At 45.3% G+C, this 25,863-nt stretch carries 27 protein-coding genes, 1 rRNA gene and 1 pseudogene; 14 read left to right on the top strand and 15 right to left on the bottom strand.

The window, feature by feature from the left end; all coding sequences use genetic code 11:
* Nucleotides 1–76 (bottom strand): 16S ribosomal RNA (locus QUA80_RS29010); the annotation flags it as partial.
* A gap of 498 nt (nt 77–574) precedes the next feature.
* Between QUA80_RS29010 and QUA80_RS29005 the strand changes: the two genes are divergently transcribed.
* The 4 genes from QUA80_RS29005 (at nt 575) to QUA80_RS28990 (ending at nt 4,817) form a co-directional block, all read left to right on the top strand.
* Nucleotides 575–1,831, top strand: a complete 1,257-nt coding sequence (locus QUA80_RS29005) for an ABC transporter substrate-binding protein (protein WP_333428428.1) — start codon at nt 575–577, stop codon at nt 1,829–1,831.
* 151 nt (nt 1,832–1,982) lie between these two features.
* Entirely contained in the window at nt 1,983–2,933 is a 951-nt protein-coding gene (locus tag QUA80_RS29000) for a branched-chain amino acid ABC transporter permease (protein ID WP_333428430.1), read from the top strand.
* A 187-nt stretch (nt 2,934–3,120) separates the two neighbouring features.
* Nucleotides 3,121–4,062, top strand: a complete 942-nt coding sequence (locus QUA80_RS28995; RefSeq protein WP_333428427.1) for a branched-chain amino acid ABC transporter permease — start codon at nt 3,121–3,123, stop codon at nt 4,060–4,062.
* Nucleotides 4,063–4,214: 152 nt separating this feature from the next.
* Entirely contained in the window at nt 4,215–4,817 is a 603-nt protein-coding gene (locus QUA80_RS28990) for a hypothetical protein (protein WP_333428426.1), read from the top strand.
* A gap of 222 nt (nt 4,818–5,039) precedes the next feature.
* On the opposite strand, the gene QUA80_RS28985 is transcribed toward QUA80_RS28990, so the two are convergent.
* Nucleotides 5,040–5,441 (bottom strand): DUF1036 domain-containing protein, encoded by a 402-nt coding sequence (locus QUA80_RS28985; RefSeq protein WP_333428425.1) that lies wholly within the window; start codon nt 5,439–5,441, stop codon nt 5,040–5,042.
* 461 nt (nt 5,442–5,902) lie between these two features.
* On the opposite strand from QUA80_RS28985, the gene QUA80_RS28980 reads away from it, so the two are divergent.
* A complete protein-coding gene (locus QUA80_RS28980) occupies nt 5,903–6,223 on the top strand; it encodes a hypothetical protein (RefSeq protein ID WP_333428424.1) in 321 nt (106 codons plus the stop codon).
* A 719-nt stretch (nt 6,224–6,942) separates the two neighbouring features.
* On the opposite strand, the gene QUA80_RS28975 is transcribed toward QUA80_RS28980, so the two are convergent.
* From QUA80_RS28975 to QUA80_RS28935, 9 genes and pseudogenes are all read right to left on the bottom strand, one after another.
* Nucleotides 6,943–7,350, bottom strand: a complete 408-nt coding sequence (locus QUA80_RS28975) for a VOC family protein (RefSeq protein WP_333428423.1) — start codon at nt 7,348–7,350, stop codon at nt 6,943–6,945.
* 98 nt (nt 7,351–7,448) lie between these two features.
* Entirely contained in the window at nt 7,449–7,859 is a 411-nt protein-coding gene (locus tag QUA80_RS28970) for a VOC family protein (protein ID WP_333428422.1), read from the bottom strand.
* 91 nt (nt 7,860–7,950) lie between these two features.
* Nucleotides 7,951–8,382: a YciI family protein gene (locus QUA80_RS28965; protein ID WP_333428421.1), complete on the bottom strand. Its 432-nt coding sequence runs from the start codon at nt 8,380–8,382 to the stop codon at nt 7,951–7,953.
* A 37-nt stretch (nt 8,383–8,419) separates the two neighbouring features.
* On the bottom strand, nt 8,420–8,872 hold the full coding sequence (locus tag QUA80_RS28960; protein ID WP_333428420.1) for a nuclear transport factor 2 family protein: 453 nt from the start codon (nt 8,870–8,872) through the stop codon (nt 8,420–8,422).
* 317 nt (nt 8,873–9,189) lie between these two features.
* Nucleotides 9,190–9,549: a YciI family protein gene (locus QUA80_RS28955; protein WP_333428419.1), complete on the bottom strand. Its 360-nt coding sequence runs from the start codon at nt 9,547–9,549 to the stop codon at nt 9,190–9,192.
* A gap of 89 nt (nt 9,550–9,638) precedes the next feature.
* Entirely contained in the window at nt 9,639–10,883 is a 1,245-nt protein-coding gene (locus QUA80_RS28950; protein ID WP_333428418.1) for an RNA polymerase sigma factor, read from the bottom strand.
* Nucleotides 10,884–11,033: 150 nt separating this feature from the next.
* Nucleotides 11,034–11,600: a GNAT family N-acetyltransferase gene (locus QUA80_RS28945; protein WP_333428417.1), complete on the bottom strand. Its 567-nt coding sequence runs from the start codon at nt 11,598–11,600 to the stop codon at nt 11,034–11,036.
* A gap of 24 nt (nt 11,601–11,624) precedes the next feature.
* On the bottom strand, nt 11,625–13,496 hold the full coding sequence (locus QUA80_RS28940) for a serine/threonine-protein kinase (protein ID WP_333428416.1): 1,872 nt from the start codon (nt 13,494–13,496) through the stop codon (nt 11,625–11,627).
* Between the two features lie 241 nt (nt 13,497–13,737).
* Nucleotides 13,738–14,612, bottom strand: a pseudogene (locus QUA80_RS28935) (aldo/keto reductase).
* 204 nt (nt 14,613–14,816) lie between these two features.
* On the opposite strand from QUA80_RS28935, the gene QUA80_RS28930 reads away from it, so the two are divergent.
* Nucleotides 14,817–15,458, top strand: a complete 642-nt coding sequence (locus QUA80_RS28930; protein WP_333428415.1) for a DUF1802 family protein — start codon at nt 14,817–14,819, stop codon at nt 15,456–15,458.
* Here QUA80_RS28930 and QUA80_RS28925 read toward each other — a convergent pair.
* The 3 genes from QUA80_RS28925 to QUA80_RS28915 all read right to left on the bottom strand — a co-directional run bounded on the left by QUA80_RS28925 (nt 15,442) and on the right by QUA80_RS28915 (nt 17,631).
* Nucleotides 15,442–16,092, bottom strand: a complete 651-nt coding sequence (locus tag QUA80_RS28925; RefSeq protein WP_333428414.1) for an ABC transporter permease — start codon at nt 16,090–16,092, stop codon at nt 15,442–15,444. The two genes, QUA80_RS28930 and QUA80_RS28925, sit on opposite strands and share 17 nt — an antisense overlap.
* A 137-nt stretch (nt 16,093–16,229) precedes the next feature.
* The gene (locus QUA80_RS28920; RefSeq protein WP_333428413.1) at nt 16,230–16,985 is read right to left on the bottom strand and encodes an ATP-binding cassette domain-containing protein; all 756 of its coding nucleotides are present in this window, start codon (nt 16,983–16,985) and stop codon (nt 16,230–16,232) included.
* 88 nt (nt 16,986–17,073) lie between these two features.
* Complete coding sequence (locus QUA80_RS28915) at nt 17,074–17,631, bottom strand: NUDIX hydrolase (protein WP_333428412.1); 558 nt, start codon at nt 17,629–17,631, stop codon at nt 17,074–17,076.
* A 250-nt stretch (nt 17,632–17,881) separates the two neighbouring features.
* On the opposite strand from QUA80_RS28915, the gene QUA80_RS28910 reads away from it, so the two are divergent.
* Nucleotides 17,882–18,148 (top strand): hypothetical protein, encoded by a 267-nt coding sequence (locus QUA80_RS28910; RefSeq protein ID WP_333428411.1) that lies wholly within the window; start codon nt 17,882–17,884, stop codon nt 18,146–18,148.
* A 446-nt stretch (nt 18,149–18,594) separates the two neighbouring features.
* Here the strand turns inward: QUA80_RS28910 and QUA80_RS28905 are convergent, their stop codons facing one another.
* On the bottom strand, nt 18,595–19,026 hold the full coding sequence (locus QUA80_RS28905) for a hypothetical protein (RefSeq protein WP_333428410.1): 432 nt from the start codon (nt 19,024–19,026) through the stop codon (nt 18,595–18,597).
* Between the two features lie 265 nt (nt 19,027–19,291).
* On the opposite strand from QUA80_RS28905, the gene QUA80_RS28900 reads away from it, so the two are divergent.
* The 7 genes from QUA80_RS28900 to QUA80_RS28870 all read left to right on the top strand — a co-directional run bounded on the left by QUA80_RS28900 (nt 19,292) and on the right by QUA80_RS28870 (nt 25,221).
* Nucleotides 19,292–19,465 carry a hypothetical protein gene (locus QUA80_RS28900; RefSeq protein WP_333428409.1) on the top strand — a complete coding sequence of 58 codons (174 nt, stop codon included), beginning with the start codon at nt 19,292–19,294 and terminating at the stop codon, nt 19,463–19,465.
* Nucleotides 19,466–19,533: 68 nt separating this feature from the next.
* On the top strand, nt 19,534–20,445 hold the full coding sequence (gene era, locus QUA80_RS28895) for a GTPase Era (protein ID WP_333428429.1): 912 nt from the start codon (nt 19,534–19,536) through the stop codon (nt 20,443–20,445).
* A gap of 182 nt (nt 20,446–20,627) precedes the next feature.
* Entirely contained in the window at nt 20,628–22,178 is a 1,551-nt protein-coding gene (locus QUA80_RS28890) for an AAA-like domain-containing protein (protein ID WP_333428408.1), read from the top strand.
* Between the two features lie 381 nt (nt 22,179–22,559).
* Nucleotides 22,560–23,549, top strand: coding sequence for an AbiTii domain-containing protein (locus tag QUA80_RS28885; RefSeq protein WP_333428407.1), 990 nt, complete (start codon nt 22,560–22,562; stop codon nt 23,547–23,549).
* A gap of 282 nt (nt 23,550–23,831) precedes the next feature.
* The gene (locus QUA80_RS28880; RefSeq protein ID WP_333428406.1) at nt 23,832–24,254 is read left to right on the top strand and encodes a hypothetical protein; all 423 of its coding nucleotides are present in this window, start codon (nt 23,832–23,834) and stop codon (nt 24,252–24,254) included.
* A 344-nt stretch (nt 24,255–24,598) separates the two neighbouring features.
* Nucleotides 24,599–24,838, top strand: coding sequence for a DUF2281 domain-containing protein (locus QUA80_RS28875; RefSeq protein ID WP_333428405.1), 240 nt, complete (start codon nt 24,599–24,601; stop codon nt 24,836–24,838).
* Entirely contained in the window at nt 24,835–25,221 is a 387-nt protein-coding gene (locus QUA80_RS28870) for a type II toxin-antitoxin system VapC family toxin (protein ID WP_333428404.1), read from the top strand. The genes QUA80_RS28875 and QUA80_RS28870 overlap by 4 nt, the downstream gene beginning before the upstream one ends.
* The last annotated feature ends 642 nt before the right edge of the window (nt 25,222–25,863 follow it).

Here is a 25,863-nt window from a genome sequence, read left to right as displayed (position 1 = left end):
TTCTACTCCGTTCGACTTGCATGTGTTAAGCAGACCGCCAGCGTTCATCCTGAGCCAGGATCAAACTCTCCGTGTTGGATTGTTTTTTTTGGCTTTAATCAAGTTCTTTCTACTCAGCACAAGTGCTGGTTTTTTTCCCTTGACTTTTTTCTCGTTGTTTGCGATATTAAGTATCAGCTCTCGCTTTTACTCTCTATCTTGATTTTTTTGACGAGGTTAATAGTGCTTTAAGCTTTCAAACTATTCTTTTTTCTAGGTTCAGTTTTTTACCTTTCTTCGCACCTTTAGTTCGTGGTTCAGTGAACCGCTTCCCTTCTGGCGCTTTATTAATGTATCAACTCTCCCCAGAGTTGTCAAGCGTTTTGTGAAAATATTTTTGAGTTTTTTTTGAACCTATACACACCAAGGGTTTGACCTGCTGATTTCCGATCCTGCCTCCGCTGGCTGACTCCTCTTTCCGGGAAGGGGTCTTTTTTTTTGGCAAGATGGGACTTTTGAGGGGAGTATCTACCGCGCATGGGTAGAATATCTCTACGTGTAGCTGTTTTATATATAGATGTTCGATCGCCCGCTCATGAAAAAACCTACAGCCCGCCCTAGTGGCTTATTCATTACCTGCACTTCACTGCTGCTGGCTTGCAGTCAGACGAACACTCCCCAAACCTCTACTACAGCATCTCCGGCGAATTCGCCATCTCCCGGTGCTTCGCCAGAGGGTTCACCTGGGGGGAGTTCCAAAACTATATCTATAGGTATTGGGGTGGCCCAAACTAGCAATGTGGCTTTACTGGGTCAAGAACAGGTGGCTGGGGCGAAAATTGCTGAGAAGTATTTCAACGATAAGGGCGGTGTGGATGGGACGCCGATTAAACTGGTATTCCAAGATACGGGTGGAGACGAACAAGGGACGATTAATGCTTTCAATACTCTGATCAATCAGGATAAGGTGGTGGGGATTGTGGGCCCAACTCTCTCGCAGCAGGCTTTTAGTGCCGATCCGATCGCCGATCGAGCAAAAGTTCCCGTACTCGGACCCTCCAACACCGCTAAAGGCATTCCCCAGATTGGCGATTATGTTGCCAGAGTCTCCGCGCCTGTCGCCGTAGTAGCACCTAATGCGGTGAAAGCTGCACTGAAGCAAAACCCCAATATTAAGAAAGTAGCAGTGTTCTTTGCTCAGAATGATGCTTTTAGCAAATCTGAGACTGAAACTTTTCAGACAACGGTTAAAGATATGGGGCTGGAATTGGCAACAGTCCAAAAATTCTTGACTACTGATACAGATTTCCAATCTCAAGCCACTAATGGGATAAATGTCAAGCCGGATTTAATCATTATTTCTGGGTTGGCCGCCGATGGAGGCAATTTAATTAAGCAATTGCGGGAGTTGGGTTACAAAGGCGTTATCATTGGGGGCAACGGTCTGAATACTTCTAATGTATTTCCTGTTTGCAAGGCTCTTTGCGATGGGGTTTTGATTGCCCAAGCCTACAGCCCGGAATACGAAAATGAAGTTAATAAGGCTTTTCGCGATGCTTATCGCGCTCAATTTAAGAAGGAACCGCCTCAGTTTAGCGCTCAGGCTTTTACTGGCGTACAAGTTTTTGTTGAGTCATTAAAGGCACTTAATGCTAAGTCGAAGGTTAGCGAAAAGCCTTTGGCCGAGTTGCGTACAAATTTGAATCAGCAGTTGTTGGGTGGAAAATACGATACGCCTTTGGGGGAAATTTCTTTTACGCCTGAAGGTGAGATTAATCAGAAAGAGTTTTATGTGGCACGCATTAAGATGGAGGCTGATGGCAATAATGGTAAGTTTGAGTTTTTGAAATGAGGGGATAGGGAAGTTCGCCAACTGATTTTGTAACAGATGTAACGGATGTAACAGGTGTCAGGAAGACCAAAGAAATAAGAGGGAAGAGGGAAAATGGCGGACGTATTTGTTGTTGAATGATTTTGGTGTGATACTCACTTCTTAACTGGTGATGGACTTAACTCTGTTTTTGCAACAATTTCTGAATGGTTTGTCGATCGGCAGCGTGTATGCTATTTTTGCGCTGGGATACACGCTGGTCTTTTCTATTTTGGGAATTATTAATTTTGCTCACGGTGCAGTATTTACTTTAGGTGCTTATTTCACCTATGCGCTGATGGGAGGTACTTTCGGTTTTAATGGGTTGTGGTCTAATGCTCGAATTCCCGTGCAGTTGCCTTTTGCCGTGGCGTTAATTTTGGGAAGTGTCATGGCCGGTTTGGTGGGAGTAATTGTTGAACGAATTGCTTTTCTGCCTTTGCGCCGCCGACTCTCCGATCCTCTGCTGACGGTGGTTTCTAGTTTGGGTGTGGCAGTTGCGATCGCCAATATTATCCAATATCTTGTCGGTGCAGAAATTTACACTTTTCCTGCTAACACTTACGGCTATTTACCTGCTGCAATTAACTTCGGAACTGCGGATAAACCAATTCCGATTCGGACTGTTCAAATAGTAATTTTTGTGGTGTCAGTTGCGATTGTAGCTTGCTTAACTTACTTAATAAATTTCACGAAGTTTGGCAAAGCAATGCAGGCTGTAGCTGAAGATGCTACTACTTCTAGTTTATTGGGTATTGATACTGATAGATACATTGTGTTGACGTTTTTTGTGAGCAGTTTTCTGGCGGGTTTGGCGGGGAGTTTGGTGGGTTCTAGTGTGAGTATTGCTGGGCCGTATTTTGGTATTGCTTTTGGTTTGAAGGGTTTAGCGGTGATTGTGCTTGGTGGGTTGGGGAGTATTCCTGGGGCGGTTTTGGGTGGGTTTATCATTGGTTTAGTGGAGGCTTTTGTACCTGGAGATTTTTCGGCTTATAAGGATGCTGTTGCTTTTGCTATATTGTTTATTATGCTATTGGTGAGACCCCAGGGTTTGTTGGGACGGCGTTTGATTCAAAAGGTGTAAAATAGATAATTAGGTGATTAAAATTGGGGCAACCACGGGGGGATTGCCCCCTAAAGAAACTAATTATATCGGAATAATTTAACCGCAGAGGACGCAGAGAAAGAGAAGAGAGAAATGAATGATTATGATGGGACTGAATTTGAGATGAAGTTGGTATTTAAATATGTTTATTATTTAAAATAAAATCATGGCTGCATTTTTTACTACTTATGGGTTTCTGATTGTCTCGATGTTGCTGGGTGCAATGTTGGGAATGTCGCTATATTTGCCTCTAATGACTGGACAGTTATCTCTGGCTAGCCCTGGTTTTTATGCGTTGGGTGGGTATATTGCGGCGATTTTATCTACGACGGTGTTTAAGCCGACAGGGGGTTTGTTTCCTCTGCCATTGCTGTTGGTGGAGATGATAATTGCAGGGGTTGTTTCGGGGTTGCTGGGGATTTTGGTGGGAATTCCGGCGCTGCGGTTGAGTGGGATTTATTTGGCGATCGCAACTATTGCTTTTGTGGAAATTTTGCGGGTTTTATCGCTGAATTTAGATATCACTGGCGGGGCTGTGGGCATTTTTGGGATTCCGCAACCGTTTGTGACGCCGATCGAGATCAAGTATTTGTGGATTGTACTACCTTTACTGTTGGTAAGTATGGGGATTGTCTATCGGCTGGAACGGATTCGGGTGGGGCGGGCTTTTGCCGCGATCCGCGCTGATGAGTTGGCGGCTGATGCGATCGGCATTAACCCAACTTTTTATAAGGTTTTGGCTTTCACGTTAGGTGCTGTTTTAGCTGGGGTTGTGGGTGCAGTTAGCGCTCATTTTTTGAATACTTGGAACGCCCGTCAAGGTACTTTTGATGCTAGTATTATTTACTTGACTTCTGTGTTGATTGGTGGTAGCAGAACGTTTCTGGGAGCAGTTTTGGGGGGGATGGTGTTTACTGCTTTGCCGGAGGTTTTGAGGGGGATGGCGACTATTCAGGGATTGCCGATTTGGTTGGCGCAATTTCTGCGGGATGGGCGGTTAATTGTGTTTGGGTTGTTGATAGTTTTGGGAACGATATTTTTTCCGCAAGGGTTGGTGAAGCCGGAGTTGTTGAAGAGGTGGAGGAAGGGCGATCGTACTTCTGTTTAAAATTTGATTTTTGGTGATGATGGCTACCAGTCACCTGTTTAAAGTCTAGTCCAAAAGTGCGATCGCCCTGTCCGTGAAAAAAGACAAGGTGCGATCGCCAACCTGATGACTTAAAATAGAAGAAACATTTTGAATTTAAAATTTTTAATGCTATGTCTTACAGCGATTTCACTTCCTTTGACAAATTGATTCCTTTGGGAATTAGTCAGATTATAACTGTTGAGAAATTGGTTGATTTTGAGCCGATCGCTCCCAGCGCATTCTTGACTGAAGCCTTAAAGCGATTTGCACCGCTTGCTATTGCCATCAACACCGAAAAAGCTCGCTCTGAATATTTAATTGCTCCCATTTTAAGCGAAATTGTCACCTTTAACCCTCATGTTTCCTTATTTTCTGGTAAAAATTTTACGGCAGATCCCAGTTTGGGTTTGAATGGATTTGTTGATTTTTTACTCACTGCTAACTCTGACAAGCTGGCAATTAAGGCTCCTATTGTTACGGTAATTGAAGCGAAAAATGAAAATATTAATGATGGTTTAGCTCAATGTATTGCTACTATGTATGCGGCTTTTTTAGTCAACCGACGCGACCCTAAAATTGGTGATAAAACAGTTTACGGATCGGTTACTACAGGCCAAGTTTGGCGATTTTTGGCACTGACACCCAATCTGGAAGTTGCTATAGATCTCAAAGACCGCTATCTTACTCCGATCGATGAGCTTCTTGGTCTATTGAATGCTCTTCTAACAGCTTAAAAGCGATCTATTACTTTTGAATAAAACAGATTTACACCTAATAGTTTTTATTGTCGCCGATCACCTCCGGCACGTTCGCGAGCGCATCCCCACTCCTTATCGATCGCCTATCCATAAAAAAAGTAAGGGGCGATCGCATCTAGCCCCCTCCTGTCCTGTTGTCTGCTGAGGAAATGAATAGATAACGAGGTGCGATACTCTTCCAAATAAGTGAGCATTGCCCTAATCAAAAACCTCATAGGTGTAGTCAGGGCTGTCATTAGTCCTGAACTCTCGGAAGCCCGTCATTCCTCTCCCCGTTCCTTTACAACGCTCTGGGTTATCAGCATTACGAATTGTCCAAGATTCTTGAACTTGAACCCAGATAATGCATCTTTCTACATCTCCTGACTCAACTACTCCGTTAACAGTCTGTGCATGAACTCCAATATCTGAGTTAGATACTCTGCCAGCAAAAGCTATACCACAACTACCAGGATTAAGTTGCAGCCATCCTTTTGACCAAACACGGCCACCTGAATAATAACTAATAGCGACAAAAGCTTTCGCTCCTGCCCGATTACAGACAGTCAAACTTGCACTTGCCGGAGTAGCAAATACAACAGACGAAATGAAGCAAACCATTCCTAAGCCTACAGCCCTTACCAGACTTTTAAGCAGCATAACATCACCTTCTTTCTAAATATCAAATAATCTTTCCTAATCAAAACCTAAGCCCGATCGCCCTTTCAGTCGGAGTGAGTCGGAACTTTTCCAGAAAAATTTGCCCCAATGTCGGAAAGATCGGATAATATCGGCAAAACCTGCCTATCTGACCGAGCGATAGACATTAGAAGCCTGAAAACTGGTAGATGAAATTCTGTTCGCAATACTGACGATCGCCCAAAACCTATAAGATAATTTGGAAGTGCGATCGCAACTCGCAACCTAGTAAAGCACCATCGGTCGCTATTGGAGATTGGGACTAGATGTACACTCCCTTCTTCCAGCGAAGCTGATTTTTATCCTTTTCCAGATCGTAGACCGATCGCCCGAAATTGAAAAGAGGAAAAAAGACGGAAAAAGACGGGTATTTCTAAAATTGGATGCAAGGCGGAAAAAGACGGAAAAAGACGGAAAAAGTCGGGTATACTAACTATAGTTCTCTGACACCCCTACTGATGAACACCGCCGATATCTTGCAATTTGTAGATAAAGTGCTTAGCGCGAAGACAGGCAAACATCTAAATGACTTGCAGCGTAAAATTATCGAGGGAATACTGAATCGACAAAAGTATTCTGATATTGTAGATACTTACGGTTGTACGGCGGGTCATCCTAATGATGTAGGTTACGAGCTTTTGCAAATGTTATCTGATGCTTTTGGCGAACCAGTTGATAAATGTAATCTGGAATCTGTTCTATAACGGCAATTAAATCTGAATATAAAGTTTGGCGATCGCAACACTACTAATTTTTGGGATAGCAACACAATTAACTATATCAATAGTTGCTCAGAACAACCCAATCCTACCCCAGATAAAAGTCAGCCTGCGACTCCTGACTACCAGGATGGCACTAATCAAGTTAAAATTGAAATGGTTGGTAAATTACGACAGTTGGGATTAAAGGATGAGCAAATTGCCGAGGTGTTAGGGTTAGCCTTGGAGGTCGTGAATCAGATGGATTGAAAAAAATGAGTTTATTAAAAGTGTAGTAAGGGTTCATCAGCTCAATTGTTGTACGCCAAACTCATCTGTATTTCAGTAAAGAATTTCTGCTACCCTTTTAAGTATGCTTTTAGCTGCTGTTTATCTGAGGGTGTCATTTTCTCGATCTCATTTTTTTTTACAGTTTTACTAGATTTTTTATTTGAGCCATTTTTTCAGGGATTTGCCAAACTGATATCATGTCCGATCGATTAACAATAATATCCCGGTCGGGGCGGGTTTTTGAGATTGTCCTTTGTTGGCAGGTATTGTGGGTGAACCCGCCCCTACAAAAATCGCGGTCGCTCGACCGGACATGATATGAGATGCACCCTTTTTGGATTTTTGGATATTCGATCGCTCTTCTCAATGCGATCGCTAACTTGGACCCATTGAGAAGAGCTTTGTATTGTTTTCAGGAAGCAGATAGAAAATGCCTAACCTTGATTGACTGCACTGGGTTCCATGAATACAGTTTCCCAAATGTGGCCATCTAAATCCTGAAAGCCATGACTATACATAAATCCGTAGTCTTTCGGTTCATTGTAGGTCGTTCCGCCAGCAGCAACTGCCTTGCCAATCATTTGATCCACTTCTTCTCGGCTCTCGGAAGACAAGCACACCAGCACTTCTGTACTCTTGGTTGCATCGCAAATTGGGTTGGGTGTAAATTCCTTGAACTTGGCTTCTGTCAAAAGCATGACGAAGATGTCTTCGCTCACAACCATACAAGTGGCAGTTTCGTCAGTAAACTGGGCGTTAAAACTGAATCCAAGTTTAGTAAAAAATTCGACAGACCGAGCGAGATTTTTGACGGGTAAATTCACGAAAATTTGAGTAGCCATGTTTTCTCCTTTTTAAGTTCGATTGCAAGGTGAAACATTAACGATTTTTCGCTAATGTTTCAATTGAAGGATAAGGCTTGTGAGCAAACTTGAAAGGGTTAGGTAGCTGGCTGGACATTAATCATCCACGGTGTGCCAAATCGATCGACAAGCATTCCAAAACGGGTAGACCAGAAGGTCTCTTGAAATGGCATCTTTACCGTTCCGTTTTCTGCCAATTTTTGAAACAGCCGCTCCGCTTCAACCCGATCGTCAAATTGAAGATTCACAGAGAATCCCTGTGGTTTTTGAAAGCCATCAGGTGGAGTGTCAGAACCCATCAATACCATTTCACCAACAGTTAAGTTGGCGTGCATGATTCGATCGCGCTGTTCGGATGGAATTTCCTCAGACATGGGCGCATCCCCATAGGTCATCATCTCGTCGATTTTGCCACCTAAACACTGTTCGTAGAATTTAAATGCAGCTTCGCATTCACCGTCAAAAAAGAGATAAATATTCGATTGCATCACGTACTCCTTTGGTTAATAGTCGATCGAGCAATCCATTCACGGGAAATGATGTGGTGGCCGGACGAAAAGTTAGGCAGTATTGATGCCCTCAAGAACGCTGGAGTTGTTCTGCCCCCGCCCGAATACGTTCTTCCTGTTCCCGGAGTTCGGGCGTCAAGGATTCGCCGAAGTCCTCTGCTGTAAAGATCGGGCGAATTTCGATCGCGGATTCTCCTGGCATCGGGTTGGGGCAGCGTTTGACCCAGGCAATCGCTTCCTCCATCGACTGCACTTGCCAGATCCAGAATCCGGCAATCAGCTCTTTTGTCTCTGTGAACGGCCCGTCAATCACGCTGCGATTTGTGCCTGAAAACGTCACCCGCGCTCCTTTTGAGCTGGGATGCAGCCCTTCGCCAGCGAGCAGAATTCCCGCCTTGACCAATGCTTCGTTGTACTGCCCCATTTCCGTCAGAAGCTGTTCGCTGGGCATGACGCCTGCCTCTGAGTCCTCGGTAGCTTTGACTAGAACCATGACTTTCATCGTGAAATCTCCTGTTGTTTGTGGTTGTTGAGCTGGGCTAAGGTGCGGTCGTAAAAACGGCTTGAGACGTTTCTGGATCGAAGGGGACAGAGCAATGCTCGTGCACAATCTGCCATCGGCCCTGTTTCCGCTGGCACGCAGAGGTGATTCGCATCCACATCTGCGCCCCTGGGTGATCTTTTGGCATCCCTGTGAAGTGAAAAAGCCAGTGCGCGATCGCCAAATCACCGCTCACGGTGAGGCTGAGGTCTCGCATCTCAATCCCGAAGGAGTCCGGGAAGCAAGGCAGGCACGCCTCCCACGTCCGTCGAAATTCACCTGCACCTTTGGTTTGGAACGGCGGTATTGCATCGAAAATAATCACATCTGGGGCGTAGTGCGCCATGATGCGATCGAGGTCTTTGGCGCAGATGGCACTGGCCGTATCTGCGATGATTTGTCGAATCTGGGCTTCGTCTTGTGTTTTGGTGGTTTCGGTTGTCACAGTCATGGTGGTATCTCCTTATTGATGTCGATTGGTTTTCCGGGCGCAGATGGAAAACTGCTAACCCTTGCTCTACCATCTAGTCGAATAGAGGTGCGCCCGATCGACAAGTTGAACATTTTTTCTGAAAAAGTTTGTCAGTGCGGATGTGGAACTTGGCGTTGAGCGGTATTGACCAAGAATTTCAAAGGTGGTACCCGCCACGCGATCGATCCGTGGAATCAATCCCAAATCGAAAATCGAAAATCCTCAAGAAAGAGCATTTATCTCGCGCAAGTCAATCCAAAATCTAAAATCTAAAATCTAAAATCGATTGACGGCAATTACCGGTCTGATGGCAAGCCCGACAGTTCCACGATCGGGCGAATTTCAACCGTACCTTTACTGGCGCTTGGTATGCGTGCTGCGATCGCGATCGCTTCGTCAAGATCCTTGGCATCGATCAGAAAGTAGCCGCCGAGTTGTTCGCGCGTCTCCGCAAACGGCCCATCGGTGACAAGTTTTTTGCCGTCACGCACTCGAATACTGGTTGCTGTGGCGATCGAGTGCAGCGGCGAAGCACCCAAATATTGACCGTTCGCTTGCAGTTCTTGGGTTAGCTGCAAAGACTTGGCGTAGCATTGCTGCCGCTCGCTTTCAGTCCAGGCATTTTCGTCGCTGTAAATCAGCAATATGTATTTCATCGTTACTCCAAAATTCGATCCGAGATAGTCGCCTTCATTTAGTAGTCGTTCGGCGAAGCTGCAAATCGACAGGGGAGCAAAAAATTTTTTCACCCTAACTCGCGAAGGCGTTTTTCGAGAAAACGACGCTCTGGTTCCTGTTTCACGATCGCCAGCGCCTTTTGGTAGGATTCTCTGGCATCAGCCGTTCTGCCCAGCCGCCGACACAAATCGGCTCGCGCGGAGTGTGCCAGATGGTAGTCTGCCAAATCGCCGCGCGCTAATATTTCGTCGATCGATTGCAGTCCCGCTAAGGGGCCATCACGCATTGCCACTGCCACCGCCCGATTCAAGGCAACAACGGGCGACGGCTCTAATTGCACGAGCAGGTCGTATAAGCCCACAATCTGCGCCCAGTCCGTTGCAGCAGCACTCTGGGCCTCTGAATGCACCGCTGAAATCGCAGCCTGAAGCGTGTACGAACCAAACCGTCCCGATGATAGCGATTGCTGCACCAGTAACCTGCCTTCAGAAATTTGTGCTTGATTCCAGAGCGATCGATCTTGGTCTTCGAGAAGGATGAGGTCGCCTGTGGAGGAAGTGCGGGCGGTGCGCCGCGATTCTTGCAGCAGCATCAGCGCCAGGAGTCCAATTACCTCGGAGTCTGGCAACAGTTCCATTACCAGCCGTCCCAAACGGATCGCTTCCTCAGCGAGATCGGCCCGCGTCAGCGATCGGCCAGATGAGGCCGCGTACCCTTCGTTAAACACCAGGTAGATCGTTTGAAGCACGGTGTCCAATCGATCGGGCAAATCGGTTATCGACGGCACTTGATAAGGAATGCGCGCGTCGCGGATCTTCGCCTTGGCCCGGACGATCCGCTGCGCCAACGTGGGGGGAGCAATCAGGAAGGCGCTGGCAATTTCCTCGGTACTGAGTCCGCAGACTTCCCGCAGCGTCAACGCCACCTGAGCTTCTGGCGACAGGGCCGGATGACAGCAAGTGAAAATCAACCGCAGGCGATCGTCCTCAACGTCCTCGTCATCCTCGATTGTGGTGTCACTCGGATCGAGTTGTTGAGCGAGTTCTGCCAAGTGCGTATCAAAGCGGGCGCGACGGCGGATGGTGTCGATCGCTTTAAAGCGACCCGTAGATACAAGCCACGATCGCGGGTTAGCGGGAATGCCGTCACGGGGCCATTGCGCTAGGGCCGCAGCGAAGGCTTCGTGCATCGCCTCTTGGGCGCGATCGAAGTCACCCAGGAGTCGGATCAGGGTGGCTAAAACGCGGCGCGACTCGGATCGGTACACAGCTTCCACCTGCTGACGGATTTGATTGGCTGCTGTCTCGTTCATAAACCGTTCACAAAACAAACATATATAGCGGTTCTCGGAAAAATGAGGTATTCACGAATTAATTAACAATTCCCCAATCCCCCAATCTAAAATCTAAAATCTAAAATCTAAAATCTAAACTTGTACCTGATCTATCTGAGAAAGGCTATATTATTGGCCGTGCCGCCGAGTACGATGCTCCCATTGCGCCCGTGCAATCCGCCAATCGACCTCGCTCCAACCGCGATCGGACATCCATGATGACCCCGGGCGGGTAGCAACCACCTCTGCTCCTATCCACTGGGCCAACCGAGCGATCCGGGTATTTGCACTCACGGTAGACCCGGAGATCGCCTTCAGATCGAGTTCTGTGAACCCAAAGTCGAGCAGCGCACGCCCCACCTCGATCGCGTAGGCATACCGCCCCCAATAGGCTGGTGCCAGTTCGAGACCAAATTCCATCTCGCCAGTTTCGCGCAACTCTCCCCGCAGTCCGCAGCAACCGACAAGGGCGTAAGGTTCCTGTCGCTGTACGATCGCCAGTTGGTAATTGAGTCGAGGGCGATCGTCAGCCCATGCCTGAAACATCTCGAATAGACGTGCGGCACGGTCGGGACTAGACCGATCGGGTTCGTAAAATATCTGGTTGCGCGGATCGGCTTGATACTCCAAGAATGGCGAGCGATCGGCATCTACAAAGTCACGCAGCAGAAATCTTTTGGTAACAATCTTTATCATGATTTACAACTTTAATTATAGCAATTAAACCAACATCATATTCTGCCAAATCTTAATAGTTTTGTCACTGCTGCCGCTAGCCAAAAACTCTCCTTCCGGGCAAAAATTAACAGAATAAACCGAGTTATTATGACCCCCAATATTACAAAGTTCTTGGCCGTCTTTCACTCGCCAAATCTTGATAGTTTGATTGCTGCTGCTAGCCAGAATCTCGCCATCTGGACTAAAAGCAATAGAATCAACATACCAAGAATGTCCTGCGATAGTTAAAACTTCTTGCCAATCTTTGACCCACCAAATTTTAATAGTATTGTCATGGCTGCCGCTAGCCAAAAACTCTCCATTGGGACTGAAAGCTACGCAGCGAACAGAGTCTGTATGACCTGTAAGTGTGCGAATTAGCTTCCCATCTTTAACTCGCCAAATTTTGACTGTTCTGTCCCAACTGCTGCTAGCAAGAGTTTCGCCATCAGGGCTAAAAGCAACAAAATAAACTAAATTGATGTGACCCGCAAGCGTGCGAATTTCTTGCCCGTCTTTGACTCGCCAAATTTTGATTGTTTGGTCCCAACTGCTGCTAGCAATAATTTCGCCATCGGGACTGAAAGCTGCGCCGTAAACTGAGTTACTGTGACCTCTTAGAGTCCGGATTTCTTGCCCATCTTTCATCCGCCAAAGTTTGACAGTTTTGTCGTGGCTGCTGCTGGCTAGCATCAGGCCGTCGGGGCTGAAAGCTACTGTATAAACTGAGTTAGTATGACCTGTAAGAGTAACTATTTCTTGCCCGTCTTCAACTCGCCACAGCTTGATTGTTTTGTCATCGCTGCCGCTGGCTACAACTTCTCCGTTGGGGCTGAAAGCAACAGAGTAAATTAAGTTTTTGTGACCTGTGAGGGTGTGAAGACATTGCCAGTTATAGGTTTGCTGTTGCGGCTGGGCGGGAGTTTTTCCGGGTTTAACTAACTTGGAACTTGTTTGAGGGATTGCTAGATCGATCGCAACTTGGGGATTAATTTCTTTTAATACTTCAACAGCCGTTTGATAGCGGCGGTTGGTAGCATTTGCAATCATTTTGTCTAAAATTTTTCCTAGTTCTTCACTGACTGGATTATTCGCTAAATACTGCCGCCATATCCAGGCATCCTCGCCAGGATCGAACAGGTCAAAAGGGGAAACTTGAGTTAGCAAATACAAACAAGTTACGCCTAAACTGTACAAATCGCTGGTAAAAAATGCTTTGCCTCTAGCTTGTTCTGGGGCGATGTATTCGGGGCTGCCGATGCTGGTTCCTGTTTTGAGTAATGCTGTACCTGTGGCAATTTTGGCAGCGCCAAAGTCTACTAAAACTAATTGTTTGTCGGCGCGGCGGATGATGTTTCCGGGTTTGATGTCTCGGTGAATAACGTTGTGGGAATGGATGAAGTGAAGGACGGGTAATAAGCTATTGAGTAAGTCTAGAATTTGATTTTCTGTAAATGTGCCTTCTGTTTCTACAATTTGTGCTAAATTTTGTCCGTCGATAAATTCTTGGACTACATATTGTCTGCTGTCTTGGATAGAATAGGCTAATAGTTCGGGAATTTGAGGGTGTTTTCCCAATTCGTCTAATCGCATTGCTTCTTGTTCAAAAAGTTCGGCTGCTTTTTTGCTGTTGCGATTGCTTGCTGAGGGGATGAGTTGGGTTTCTGCGGGTAAAAACTGTTTGATGACGCAGCGGGGTTTTGAGGGTTTGTCTTCGTCAACCGCGAGGAATGTTCTGCCGAAACCGCCTTGTCCGATCGCCTTTATCGCCCGGTAGCGATCGCGCAGCAGCAGTTTTGAACGGCAATTTCGGCAAATTTTGGCTGCGGGAGGGTTTTGGGGCTTGGAACAGTTGGGGTTTAGGCAGTAACTCATTCGATTTTAGATTTTAGATTTTAGATTTTAGATTTGGGGATTTGAGATTTGGGATTTGGGATTTGGGATTTTATGTTTTTGAATATTTGCACTAGGCAGTAAATATTATACCTCTTGTCAGACTCTATAAAATTTATAAAACTTATTCTCAGAGGGGTTTTACGCGCTACTTATAGGGGTAAGGTGCGCTATTGGCGCGCACCCTACATATAGAGGTTTTGCTAGTCCTGAATTAACTCTTTTAGAAATTCCACATGACGGGGTTATCGTCTAAACGATCGGTGACAGTTCGCCCGATCGCGTCAATCTCTTTTAATTCCTCTTGAGTCAATTTTACCTCAGCAGCTTTAGCATTTTCGGCTGCTTCCCGTCGCGCGCTGACAATTGCATTTGTTTGCGGCTGGGAAATCAACCAGGCTAAAGCTAAGTTGCCCAAGCTTGTCTGGTGGCGATCGGCAATAGGCCTGAGTTGATTTAATGCTGTTTGCACTCTGGCGTAATTTTCTTTGATAAACAGCTTATTTTTGGCGCGGTGGTCGCCTTCTTCAAACTTGTGTTCTGGCCCGAATTTACCTGTCAATATTCCTTGAGCTAGAGATGAATAGGCAAGGATTGAGATATGATTGTCCACACAATAGGACATAGCATCTTTTTCTACCCAGCGCCAAAACAGAGAATAGGGCGGTTGGAGGCTGTAGATGCGTCCGTATAGGGCGGCTTCTTCTATTTGGGCGCGGGAGAAGTTGGAAACGCTGATCGCCCGAATTTTCCCCTGTTCTTTTAACTTGTTCAGGGCATCCATTGTTTCTGCAATTGGCACTAACTCCGAATTCCAAGTGCCGGCGGGCCAGTGGATTTGTAAAGGTCGATATAATCGGTGTTGAGGTTTTTTAGCGATCGATCGCACGCTTCGATTAACAAATCTGGTTTCAGGTGGTTGGCGAAAACTTTGCTAGCATAAACTACTGGCGATCGCACATCTGAAAGTGATTGACCGATAATTTGTTCCGAATGCCCTTCTCCGTATTCCTCAGCATTATCAAAAGTGGTAATGCCTGCCTCAAAAGCGCCGCGCATTGCTTTGACAGTTTCAGCATCCTCAATTCCCACCCACATTTGCTTCCCAGCTTGCCAACTCCCCATAATTATCGGGGTTATCTGAATTTCCGATATCCCCTATTGTCGCTTTTCTACACCCTAAATCCTAATTTATATTTTCACTATTCACCCTCAAGCTATCTCATTGTCCCAGGAAAAATAGGCTGTACTTGCTGGAAAATACTGATTTTGTTACTATGTTTAAAACACCACTAATTTTTTATGAAATCAACTACTCGGGCGCTAAAAGAATGGAATGTGGCAGTTAATGCTTTGGAACAAGGCAAAACGATTATGCTGTTGCGGAAAGGGGGGATTAGGGAACAAGCCGGACAGTTTAATGTTGGTGACAAACAGGTTTTATTATATCCAACTTTTGAACACCAACAGCCGGATTTATTAAAACCGGAGTTTGCACATCAAGTAAAAACTGTCGAATCAGGCTGGCATCCTGAATTTGTGAAAATTGGCAGTTGGGCGGAGATTACCGATGTTTTTTTGGTAGCTTGGGAACCGGCCATTACTGCGTTGTTTCCTTACCATATTTGGAATGAAAAATTTGTCAGCGACCGCCTGAAATGGAAACAAAATCAGCCAATTTATATTTTATTGCTTCGGGTTTATCGCCTTGCAGAAATCCGCGAAATTCCGTACATTCCTGAATACGGCGGTTGCCGTTCTTGGATCGATTTAGCAGATCATCCTATTTTGCTGGAGGAAACAAAAGCTGTTTTGAGCGATCGAGAGTACATTGAACGCTCAAATCAAATCCGCAATCTGATAGCAAATCCTGCGAATGATTCTGGTTCGCAGAAAGTCAGAACCTTGACTGTTTCTAGTGAGGAATTCAGTCCTCATGAATAGTTTTTAATGTACTTTTCGAGAGGCGGGCTTCTACCAAACCCAGCCCAAAATCCGCAGCCAATGCCATCAAAGCTGCCGGAATTGCCCCAGCTAAAAGTAACTGATTGTTGACTGTAGCAACGCCACGAAAAATAAACACCCCCAAGCCGCCAGCGCCAATGGCAGCGGCAATTGTAGCGAGTCCGATCGCAATTACCGCAGCAACTCGCACCCCCGACAGAATCACGCCCAGTGCCAGGGGAATTTCGACTTGCCATAACAGTTGCATATCAGTCATTCCCATGCCTCTTCCGGCTTCCGCAATCGCCGGATCGACGCCGACAATACCGGTATAAGTATTGCGGATAATTGGCAGTAAAGAATAAAAAGTGAGGGCGATAATTGCCGTGCGATCGCCTATTCCACCTAATACAGGTACCGGAATTAGCAAGCCAAACAAAGCTAAACTGGGAATGGTTTGCATAATATTAGCAAATCCCAAAATTGGCTTTTTCAATTTTGGTTTTCTCGTGGCTAAAATTCCGAGGGGAATTCCTACAATAATAGCGATAAAAATTGCCACAGTTACTAAATATAAGTGTTCGCTGGCGCGCTGAATTATCTCAGCGCCATACCGATTTAAAAATTCTATCATTTGGTAATTGGCAATTGTGGTATAATTAAAAATCTCGTAGGGGCGGGTTCACCAATATCTTTAATTCCCAACCATCAGCTTCAAAAACCCGCCCCGCCCATACCCATAAACGAAAGATGCGATCGCACATCATATTATTACCTCGTCCCGGGTAATTGCAAACATTCAAGAAATGCCCCAGCTTCTGGATGCTGAGATTTGAGAAAATCATGAGGTGTTGCCAATTCAACCAACCGTCCGTCTTGCATCAAACCTATTCTAGAACCTAACAAAAAAGCTTCTTGAATGCCGTGAGTCACAAAAATCACTGTTTTGCCCAGTTGCTGCTGCAATTGACTGAATTCCCGCTGCAATTCCAGGCGAGTAATGGGGTCTAAAGCACCAAACGGTTCGTCCATTAACAGCATCGGAGGGTCAGCCGCCAGTGCTCTAGCGACGCCTACCCGCTGCCGCTGTCCGCCGGATAACTGATGGGGATAGCGTTTGGCGAAGTGCTTGGGGTCGAGGTTGACTAATTCTAACAGTTTGCGGACGCGAGATTGAATGCGATCGCCCTCCCAACCTTCCAATTTCGGCACTAAACCGACGTTTTGCTCAACGGTAAAATGGGGAAATAAACCGATTTCTTGAATCACATAGCCAATTTTTCGGCGCAGTTGAATTGGGTTCCACTGAGTTGTCGGTTTTCCCATGACAAGAACTTCGCCGCTGCTTGGCTTTAGTAAATTGTTAATCAATTTCATGGTAGTAGTTTTGCCGCTGCCGCTTCGTCCCAGCAATACTAAAACTTCTCCTTGCAGCACTTTGAAATTGAGTTTGTCTACTAAATGCCTGCGGTTGAGGCGATATGTAACGTCGAGGCATTCGACAGCAACTTCATTATTGACAGGCATGATTAGTTTCGGTAATTTGGGTTTTTAGCAACTTAAAATCGACGACCCTCGGAAAACAATTCCCAATCTAAAATCTAAAATCTAAAATCTAAAATCTAAAATTGATTTGATTTTGCCATTCTAGCAGTAAGGCTCGACATTGGAGGCAAGTTAAATTTTTGAGCAAGTCGCGAATTCCGTCTGGGGTGACAGGATATGCAGCACCGATAAGTTCGGGATTTACTGTTGCTGTCGGGTGCAATTGTGCTACAAAACCGTAAAGTTTTTGATTGGAGAAGGAACTGTTTATTGCCCAGCCGACGGTGTTAATCGGTTGGATGCGGGCGATCGCACTTTCTGTCACGCCTAATTCTTTCTTGAGTATAGCTGTAACTTCATCTGCTGGCGTGGCTTCGGCTGATACGCGACCGCCGGGAAAATCAAGGGTTGCTTCTGCTACACCGGGGCGATACATCAGTGGGGGAAACAGAAATTTTTCAGCTTGAATTGTCAAGATTACAACTGAATCGGCTCTTTCTACTCGCCAATATTCTACTATTTGCCCTTCCGTTGTTTCGAGATGTTCGGCGATTAGTTTTACCCAATGAGAGTTGATTTCTACAAAGCGGTCTAGAGTTTTCCACTGGGATTTTGCAGTTTGGTTCATGTCGGAATTTATGAAATAAATCAGATGTTGTTTGCTATGGTAGTCGATCGTTGCCGAACCCAACAATAAAATATCGACCTTTTCAGCTTTGAGCCCGTTTTTTGCTCTCGATTGTAAATTTTTGCTACAAGGTTACACATTTGCCTGGGAAATTCCGTAGCATAGACTACATAATAGATTTTTCTGCGTCTTCGCTTTGGGTTGTTGCAACCCCGCCCTGGTGCAGACTCTTAGCTCAAAAGGAGTTGTTATGAAACTGCAAACAGATATTCGTACTTGGCAATCCCAACCAACGTCAGGAAGCGTCGCCAGTGCCCGCGACTGGGAAAAATTTGGCTGCGCCGTACCTGCACCCAAATTGGCTCCTTCTATGTGGGTTAAATTGTTCAATCCGCCAACCGCATTCAGCTTTGACGAAGCGTGGCTGTTGTGTGAATGTTCGGAGGAAAAGTGGCTGGCTTGGATTCCTGATTATGGAGAAATTTTGCTGAGTACAGATGAATTTTGCGCTACTTAATCGGGAATGACGCATACAAACTTTCATCAACCAGGTATCAGAATCCATATCCCTCGAGTTCCACGGGATTTTTTGGAAAAAAGCTGGTTTCTGCGCAATTATCTTGTTTGCAGTGAGGAATGCAAGTCCTCAAGCTTCGATCAGGACTTGCATTCCTCACTGCAAACCTCTTATACGATCTTGTTCCAGCCGATATCATATAAGTCCTAATAGATATTAATAGAAATTTCGCCACCAAAAAGAGCAATAGAAAACCTATTGCTCTTTTTGTTCAAAAACACTCTCTAGTTTTTATCTTTAGATAGCGGAAGTTATATCAAGTGGCCTCGATTGACTCCAATATCGCCCCGGTGACGGGTTTACTGTATTGATGCTGGGATTGGAGATATTGGCGAACCCGCCCTTACAACAATTACGGTCAATTTAGCCACCATGATATTGCTGGTTTATTTGCAAACTGCACGGTTATTTACGTTTCTGACAATCGTGCCTACTCTGCCATTAATCCGAATCGGGTTTCCGGTACTTTTACGAATCAAGAGCGGTTGTTTTGCCAAACATTCTCTGATTGATTGTGACCAGGCGGTGAGAGCTGCGGTGTATTCTGAACGAGTCGATGGGGCACGAAACTGATCGGTAATTAGGTAATCTGTGGTGATGCTAGTGTCAGTAGCAACATTGGTAATAATTGGAAAGTCAAAGGCTTTGGGCAAGGTTCTGTCAGGTCTTTTGCCCGGTACCAACTGGTATTTCATCGAGCCATCCTTGTAGTCAATCTCTGCTTGAGGGCTTGTGGGAGGGCTGGTTTGAGCGAATGCTGGAACAGGCAGACTTGCTACCAAAACGGTGCAAAAACTCCAAAAAAATTTCGATTTCATCTGATTCATCTCCTCAACTTTATGACGATTAGCACTAATTAGGTATGCTCCAAAACACTAGCTTTTCTTGAAAAAGCGCCTGATGATATTCAGCTTTTGAGTTTGAGTTTAACCTACCTAATTTATTACCAAACATTCTCAAAAATGTTACAACTGGTTTGCCTGACAAACTGTAGAAAAGTTTCAGTTGAGTTAAACATTTACACATCTGAAGTTGTTACAGCATTTGGGAGTCGGTTTTACCAGAATAATTCATTTTCGATCGATGTCATTGGAACTTTATCAAATTTTGTCTCAGATATCAAGTTTTGCCGATCGCGTATCACGTTTTAACACTGGTTGGCGGCTCGATCGAGGTTTGAGTGTTGCAGGCTATACCAAAGCGAGAAAGATGCTAGAGTGCATCGATGGGCGTTTGAGTATTTTCAGGCGACAATAGACACAGAAGGGGCTTGAAAATAGGTGATTTTAGTGGAAGATAGTAAATTTATCGACGTATCGGACATTATGGGTGTTCCCGTGGCTCCGGCGGGTTACAAATCCGGCTTTGTGGGTATTGTCGGACGCCCGAATGTCGGAAAATCAACGCTGATGAATCAGTTGGTGGGGCAGAAAATTGCAATTACTTCGCCGGTGTCTCAGACGACTCGCAACAGGCTGCGGGGCATCCTGACGACACCTGAAGCACAAATTATTTTTGTAGATACTCCCGGAATTCACAAGCCGCACCACCAATTGGGCAAGGTTTTGGTGCAGAATGCCCGCACAGCGATTCAGTCGGTGGATGTGGTGCTGTTTGTGGTGGATGGTTCGGTGGAATCGGGAGGGGGCGATCGATATATTGTCGAAATTCTTAGCAATATCGGCATTCCGGTGATTTTGGGGATGAATAAGTTGGACGAACAACCGTCGGATTGCGTGTTGATCGATCGAACTTACGAGCAAATTGTCAATCCTGAGTGGCCTGTAGTGAAATTTTCGGCTCTCACGGGCGAGGGTGTCGAGCCGCTGCAACAATTGTTAATCGAACATTTGGAGGTTGGGCCTTATTATTATCCGCCAGATTTGGTGACTGACCAGCCGGAACGCTTTATTATGGGCGAATTGATTCGGGAACAGATTTTGCTGCTGACGCGGGAAGAAGTGCCGCATTCGGTAGCAATTGCGATCGACATTGTTCAAGAAGAAGCGAAAATTACTAGGATTCTAGCGACGATTCACGTCGAACGCGATTCCCAAAAAGGCATTTTAATCGGTAAAAGCGGCAGTATGCTCAAGTCGATCGGCAGTGCGGCCCGAGAACAGATTCAAAAGTTAATTGAAGGCAAAGTATATTTGGAGTTATTTGTAAAGGTGCAGCCGAAGTGGCGGCAGTCGCGCACTCGTTTAGCCGAATTGGGCTATCGCGTTGAAGAGTGAAACTTTGGCAGTTGGCAGTTGGGGTTCTTCCGTTCTATGAATCAAGAATCGAGCACGACTTTCGCTCTGAGAGAGTTTCATCGGATACCGAGAGTCGGTACAAACCCCCGCTTAACAACTAGAACGCCATTCCAACAACCGTAAACTAAACTGAGAGCAGCCCCATTCGCCCCAGTTGACCTATGCCACGTTGGTTCAATACTGCTGGCCCATGCCGCGAGGATATCCACTACGTACTTCCTGCTACCCGTCGCATTCCCAGCCTGGAACGACTGATTGCTCAGGAGAACTATTTCGTCATCCACGCACCCCGACAAGTGGGAAAAACCACCGCGATGCTGGCGCTAGCCAAACAACTCACCAATAGCGGACAATACACGGCTGTGATGCTGTCGGTAGAAGTGGGCGCACCTTTCAGTCAAGACATCGCTGGTGCAGAAGAGGCGATTCTCGGTGCTTGGCGAGATAACATTTCCGTCCGTCTCCCACTCGAACTGCAACCGCCTGACTGGACAGCGATGCAATCGGGACAGAAAATTCGGGCTGCTTTACAAGCTTGGGCACAAGTTTCATCTCGTCCTTTGGTCATTTTTATCGACGAAATTGACGCATTGCAAGACCAAGCTTTGATTTCTATCCTGCGACAACTGCGCGATGGTTATCCCAATCGCCCGAAAGCGTTTCCGCAATCGGTGGGTTTAATTGGTTTGCGGGATGTTCGCGATTACAAAGTGGCTGCGGGGGGAAGCGATCGGCTCCATACATCCAGTCCGTTTAATATTAAAGTGCGATCGATTACTCTGAGAGATTTTAATGCAGAAGAAGTCGCGGAACTCTACGCGCAACATACCCAAGATACCGGACAAGTTTTTACACCTGAAGCCGTAGCCTTAGCTTTTGAACTGACTCAGGGACAACCTTGGTTAGTGAATGCTTTAGCTAAGGAAATTGTAGAAGAATTAGTAACAGATGAATCTATAGAAATTACACCACAACATATTTTATCAGCTAAAGAAATTTTAATACAGCGGCAAGATACGCATTTGGATAGCTTGGCAGAACGACTCAGAGAAAACCGAGTCAAAGCCATTATCGAGCCGATGTTAGCCGGACGAGAATTGCCAGAATCTTCTAATGACGATCGCCAATATCTCCTAGATTTGGGCTTGCTCAAACGAGATCCAGCCGGGGGTTTAGTCATCGCCAATCCGATTTATCGAGAAGTGTTGCCACGAGTTTTGGCCCAAGGGCCGCAAGATAGTTTACCGATTATTAGTCCGAGTTGGTTGAACGATCGCGGCGAACTGATTCCAGAAGCACTCCTGCAAGCGTTTCTCGCCTTTTGGTTGCAACATGGCGAACCGTTACTCAAAAGTGCTTCTTATCCCGAAATAGCACCGCATTTAGTGTTGATGGCGTTTCTGCATCGTGTGATTAATGGTGGGGGAACGTTGGAGAGGGAATATGCGATCGGACGCGACAGAATGGATTTATGTTTGCGTTATGGTGAGGTAACATTGGGAATTGAACTGAAGGTTTGGCGCACTCGGAAAGTCGATCCGTTGAGTAAAGGGTTGGAACAGTTAGATGGATATTTGGCTCGATTGGGACAAGATGAAGGGTGGTTGGTGATATTCGATCGACGCGAGAATGCGCTCGAATTAGAAGAACGACTGAATACTGAAATTCATCTGACACCAATGGGGCGAACGGTTACAGTTATTCGTGCGTGAAGAAGTTGTGATGAATGTCTCGATTTTTGCGATCGCCGAAAGTGTGCGATCGACTCTAAATGCTCTCTTATCTAAAATTTAATAAAGATAGCTTTTTTCAGTGCGGCGGCTTAAGTAATTGAGTCAAATCGTGCGGCGAACTCGATCGAGGAAAGGAGATTCCAATGGGGAGTAAGAACGGGTTGACATACATCATTAAGCTGCGGTATGATTCGATTATATCCAGTATTGTACCGCAACTGCAACATAATTATAAGTTATGATGCTGGCCTATTGGTTAGGGCAGCACTTTAAAATTATCGGCAGGGCCATTCAAAAGAGTAATTTAAATGACACGTTAGAATAAAAAGGCAGTTTTTGAAGCAAGGTCAACGAAGCTTTATGGGTTCATTAGTTTTGGAACTACAAAGAGATGCGCTTAATCCACAAATCTCCGTGTTAGTTCTACTAAGAAAAGCTTTGGTTGTTGCAAGGAAACTCAATATTCAGGAGTTTCAGCAATGGGTAGAAAAAGAACTTAATGGCTATCCTGGGATCTCATATCTCCCTCAATATCGCTTCATGTTTGGAGATTTAAAGGCACGTAATCCTTATCATGGATGGATACCAGTCAGAGTTCCTTCTCAGATTCACGAGTTCATATCTAAACAACCTGTTCTTCAACCAATCAGTGAAATAGAAACACTTGTTGAAAGTTTGAAGGATAAAAACGCCTCTTTAATTACCATGCCACCAGCATTGGAAGAAGTTTTAAGAGAGTACGATGACATTCCGTTTGAAATGCAAATACATATTGATATATCACAAGCAAAAGGTGTGCTAGAGGCTGTACGGGATGTCGTTCTTAGCTGGTCATTGAAATTAGAGGAAGATGGGATTTTAGGCGAAGAAATGACTTTCTCCCCAGAAGAAAAACAGATCGCTGCCAAGAATGATTATAGTAGTTTTATCCTAATCAATATAAGACAGTCACAAATGCAAAATTCTTCATCAGAAAGTCAATCAAGCTCAGAATCATTCAGCAATGACCTTCGCGGAGCAAACGTTGCTAATTTCGCAAACGAAGTTTCTGGCAATGCGCGACAGCAGGCAAATCAGCATATCCATTTATCTGAGTCGCGGAGGACTCTTGCTGAAGCAGCCGAGGAACTTCAGCAAATCTTGAATCAGTTGGAGCAGACGAACCCAACTGCAACGGAGTCAGAAAAAGTTGCTTATGTTAATGATGAAACTACTCCAAGTTTTAAGCGTCGTGTCGCAGGTGCGCTCCAGGCAAGCGGTGAAACAGCAATCGACGAGTTCATTTTAGAAAACAAATATCTCAAAGTTGTCAAGTCGGCTATCAAAGGTTGGCTACAACCAGGTGGTTAGCGTTACTAGCAGGATAACAACGCCCATGCACGCCGACCGCCAAAAGTTGATCGGTTATGATGCAAAGGTTATCTGCGGCGGGTGATGGGCACCGTTATCTCGCAAACGCTGCTTGACCTGGGAGATGATTCGGAAGCTCGATCGAGAGCTTGACCTACAGAAAATTGGTAGAATAAATAGATACGCTTCGATCGCGCACCCATGCAACAAGCTAGTAGATCCCAAAAAAAGATGTTTGTGTAAATCGTTAAAATAGTACCAAAACCAACCAAGGAGAAACCCATGTCAAATCTAAAAATGGCAATGTTAACCCTAAAATATGGCACCCAAAAATCCAACAATCCCCCCCCAGAAGAACTTAATATTTCAGTTCAATCATTGCCAGAAGCTAAACTAAAGATCAAAACGCTGAAGCTCAAGAAGAAAGAATATGCTTTGGTAAAAAGACAACTAACCCAACAACAAAAAATGATTCGCGCAGAATACACCGACAAAGTTCGTCAACAAGGCTCTAAGGTTAGAGGTGGTGGTAGTCTTGGCAGCCTTGCGCGAACTCTTCAAACTGCGAAGCGTGATGCGGATCGCCGCGCTTTGGCTCAACAGCTTGCACCGCTAGAAGAACAGAAAAATGCTGTTGATGCAGTTATCACAGAGATCGATCAAGCAATTCTTCAACTTGAAAAATATATTGTTGAAAATTCCTAAACCAACATTTTTGTAACTCGCTTGCTGGGATTGAGAGGTATATAGACTTTATTAAACATTGCATCGTAAGGAACGGTCGAACAATCCCGTTGCACACCGACCTACAGACTCTCTTCGTTAGGTTCGCGAGGTTGTCTGCAGCGGGTGAACGGGGTCGTTATCTCGTAAACGTTGCCTGACTTTGGAGATGATTCGGAATCTCGATCGAGAGCTTGACATACAGAAAATTGGTAGAATAAATAGACACGCTTCGATCGCGCACCATGCAACAAGCTAGTAGATCCCAAAAAAAGATGTTTGTGTAAATCGTTAAAATAGTACCAAAAACAATTAAGGAGAAACCCATGTTAACCCTAGAAATGGCAATCCAAAAAATCCAACATTTTTCCCCCGAACAACGCAATAAAGTTATTGAATTTATCGAATTTATAGAATTTCAAGCCAACCAAACTAAAACGATAGAACCCAAAAAAGATGACTCCAATCAAGAACAATCCTTTTTTGAGCTAGCCGGAATCTGGGAAGAAAAAAATATCACTCTAGACGACATTCGCAAAGACGCATGGGGCAAAGAAAACCAATGATTTTGTGTGACACTAATATTCTCATCGAATTCTATAAAAACAATACCGCCATCATTCAAGAACTACGACAAATCGGCATCCAGAACTTAACCATTAGCATTATCACCAGAGCAGAACTGTACTATGGCGCACTCAACAAAAACGAACTAAACCGCATTCAAAAACACCTAGACTTACTTCAAAATATTCCCATCGATCGACCCATCTCAGAGGAATTCATTCAACTCATGGCGCAATATTCCCTAAGCCATAAACTCACAATTCCCGATGCCATGATTGCCGCCACCGCCCTAACCCATAACATTAGCCTTTATACCCTAAACCTCAAAGATTTTCGCTTTATCCAAGGCTTAAAAATATATCAATCTCCCCTGTCCCCATGACCCAAACCGAAGCAGTGAGGTAACAGATTCAGCGTACCGAACAATTCAAAAAAGGCTGGCTGCAAAAAATGTTTGTGTAAATTAGGGAATAGGGAATAGAAATAAACTCCATTTCGAGAGAAATCGGAGGCAATGAGGTGGTTAGCCGAGTTCGGTAGGAGAGAGGAATTAAGCAAGTCCCGATTGATGAAGTCAATCGATTTTAGATTTTAGATTTTAGATTTTAGATTTTAAATTTTAGATTTTAGCATTGACTTGCGCGAGATAAATACGTTCGGCAAGTTTCATCGGATACAGGTTTTTTATTTCTGGACCGATCGATCGCGTGGCGGGTATCCTTGATGCTTTCGGTCAAAAACGACCTGTCAGGTTATTTGCAAGTTGCCGAGAAGGAAAGGGCATCAGCATTGAGGCAATGAAGGCGAAATATAACAACCCCAATGCAGCGGACGGACGAGAGTCGTTGTGCTGAGTCCTGAGATAGCTACCGCCGCTGATTGGGAGCGTTATCTCGCAAACGCTGCCTGACTTTGTAGATGATTGGGAAGCTCGATCGAGAGTTAAGCTAAATAGGGCTTGCTGAATCAGTGTCAAAAGGTTACACCACCAGGATTAAGAGAGCGGACGATCAATAATGGTCGC

The organism is Microcoleus sp. F4-D5 (assembly GCF_036704885.1).
Lineage (GTDB): Bacteria > Cyanobacteriota > Cyanobacteriia > Cyanobacteriales > Microcoleaceae > Microcoleus.
The sequence above is the reverse complement of the archived record's forward strand: the minus strand, read 5'-3'. Positions and strand labels throughout refer to the sequence as shown.

Bases quoted from the DNA above. Each gene is read 5' to 3' on its own strand.
- QUA80_RS28910 (WP_333428411.1), top strand. From the start codon at position 17,882: ATGAAACTGCAAACAGATATTCGTACTTGGCAATCCCAACCAACGTCA.
- QUA80_RS28915 (WP_333428412.1), bottom strand. From the start codon at position 17,631: ATGAACCAAACTGCAAAATCCCAGTGGAAAACTCTAGACCGCTTTGTA.
- QUA80_RS28920 (WP_333428413.1), bottom strand. From the start codon at position 16,985: ATGCCTGTCAATAATGAAGTTGCTGTCGAATGCCTCGACGTTACATAT.
- QUA80_RS28990 (WP_333428426.1), top strand. From the start codon at position 4,215: ATGTCTTACAGCGATTTCACTTCCTTTGACAAATTGATTCCTTTGGGA.
- QUA80_RS28980 (WP_333428424.1), top strand. From the start codon at position 5,903: ATGCAAGGCGGAAAAAGACGGAAAAAGACGGAAAAAGTCGGGTATACT.
- QUA80_RS28875 (WP_333428405.1), top strand. From the start codon at position 24,599: ATGTTAACCCTAGAAATGGCAATCCAAAAAATCCAACATTTTTCCCCC.
- QUA80_RS28965 (WP_333428421.1), bottom strand. From the start codon at position 8,382: ATGAAAGTCATGGTTCTAGTCAAAGCTACCGAGGACTCAGAGGCAGGC.
- QUA80_RS28925 (WP_333428414.1), bottom strand. From the start codon at position 16,092: ATGATAGAATTTTTAAATCGGTATGGCGCTGAGATAATTCAGCGCGCC.
- QUA80_RS28960 (WP_333428420.1), bottom strand. From the start codon at position 8,872: ATGACTGTGACAACCGAAACCACCAAAACACAAGACGAAGCCCAGATT.
- QUA80_RS28955 (WP_333428419.1), bottom strand. From the start codon at position 9,549: ATGAAATACATATTGCTGATTTACAGCGACGAAAATGCCTGGACTGAA.
- QUA80_RS28890 (WP_333428408.1), top strand. From the start codon at position 20,628: ATGCCACGTTGGTTCAATACTGCTGGCCCATGCCGCGAGGATATCCAC.
- QUA80_RS28880 (WP_333428406.1), top strand. From the start codon at position 23,832: ATGTCAAATCTAAAAATGGCAATGTTAACCCTAAAATATGGCACCCAA.
- QUA80_RS28940 (WP_333428416.1), bottom strand. From the start codon at position 13,496: ATGAGTTACTGCCTAAACCCCAACTGTTCCAAGCCCCAAAACCCTCCC.
- QUA80_RS28885 (WP_333428407.1), top strand. From the start codon at position 22,560: ATGGGTTCATTAGTTTTGGAACTACAAAGAGATGCGCTTAATCCACAA.
- QUA80_RS29000 (WP_333428430.1), top strand. From the start codon at position 1,983: ATGGACTTAACTCTGTTTTTGCAACAATTTCTGAATGGTTTGTCGATC.
- QUA80_RS29005 (WP_333428428.1), top strand. From the start codon at position 575: ATGAAAAAACCTACAGCCCGCCCTAGTGGCTTATTCATTACCTGCACT.
- QUA80_RS28985 (WP_333428425.1), bottom strand. From the start codon at position 5,441: ATGGTTTGCTTCATTTCGTCTGTTGTATTTGCTACTCCGGCAAGTGCA.
- era (WP_333428429.1), top strand. From the start codon at position 19,534: ATGGGTGTTCCCGTGGCTCCGGCGGGTTACAAATCCGGCTTTGTGGGT.
- QUA80_RS28950 (WP_333428418.1), bottom strand. From the start codon at position 10,883: ATGAACGAGACAGCAGCCAATCAAATCCGTCAGCAGGTGGAAGCTGTG.
- QUA80_RS28995 (WP_333428427.1), top strand. From the start codon at position 3,121: ATGGCTGCATTTTTTACTACTTATGGGTTTCTGATTGTCTCGATGTTG.
- QUA80_RS28870 (WP_333428404.1), top strand. From the start codon at position 24,835: ATGATTTTGTGTGACACTAATATTCTCATCGAATTCTATAAAAACAAT.
- QUA80_RS28905 (WP_333428410.1), bottom strand. From the start codon at position 19,026: ATGAAATCGAAATTTTTTTGGAGTTTTTGCACCGTTTTGGTAGCAAGT.
- QUA80_RS28930 (WP_333428415.1), top strand. From the start codon at position 14,817: ATGAAATCAACTACTCGGGCGCTAAAAGAATGGAATGTGGCAGTTAAT.
- QUA80_RS28975 (WP_333428423.1), bottom strand. From the start codon at position 7,350: ATGGCTACTCAAATTTTCGTGAATTTACCCGTCAAAAATCTCGCTCGG.
- QUA80_RS28945 (WP_333428417.1), bottom strand. From the start codon at position 11,600: ATGATAAAGATTGTTACCAAAAGATTTCTGCTGCGTGACTTTGTAGAT.
- QUA80_RS28900 (WP_333428409.1), top strand. From the start codon at position 19,292: ATGTCATTGGAACTTTATCAAATTTTGTCTCAGATATCAAGTTTTGCC.
- QUA80_RS28970 (WP_333428422.1), bottom strand. From the start codon at position 7,859: ATGCAATCGAATATTTATCTCTTTTTTGACGGTGAATGCGAAGCTGCA.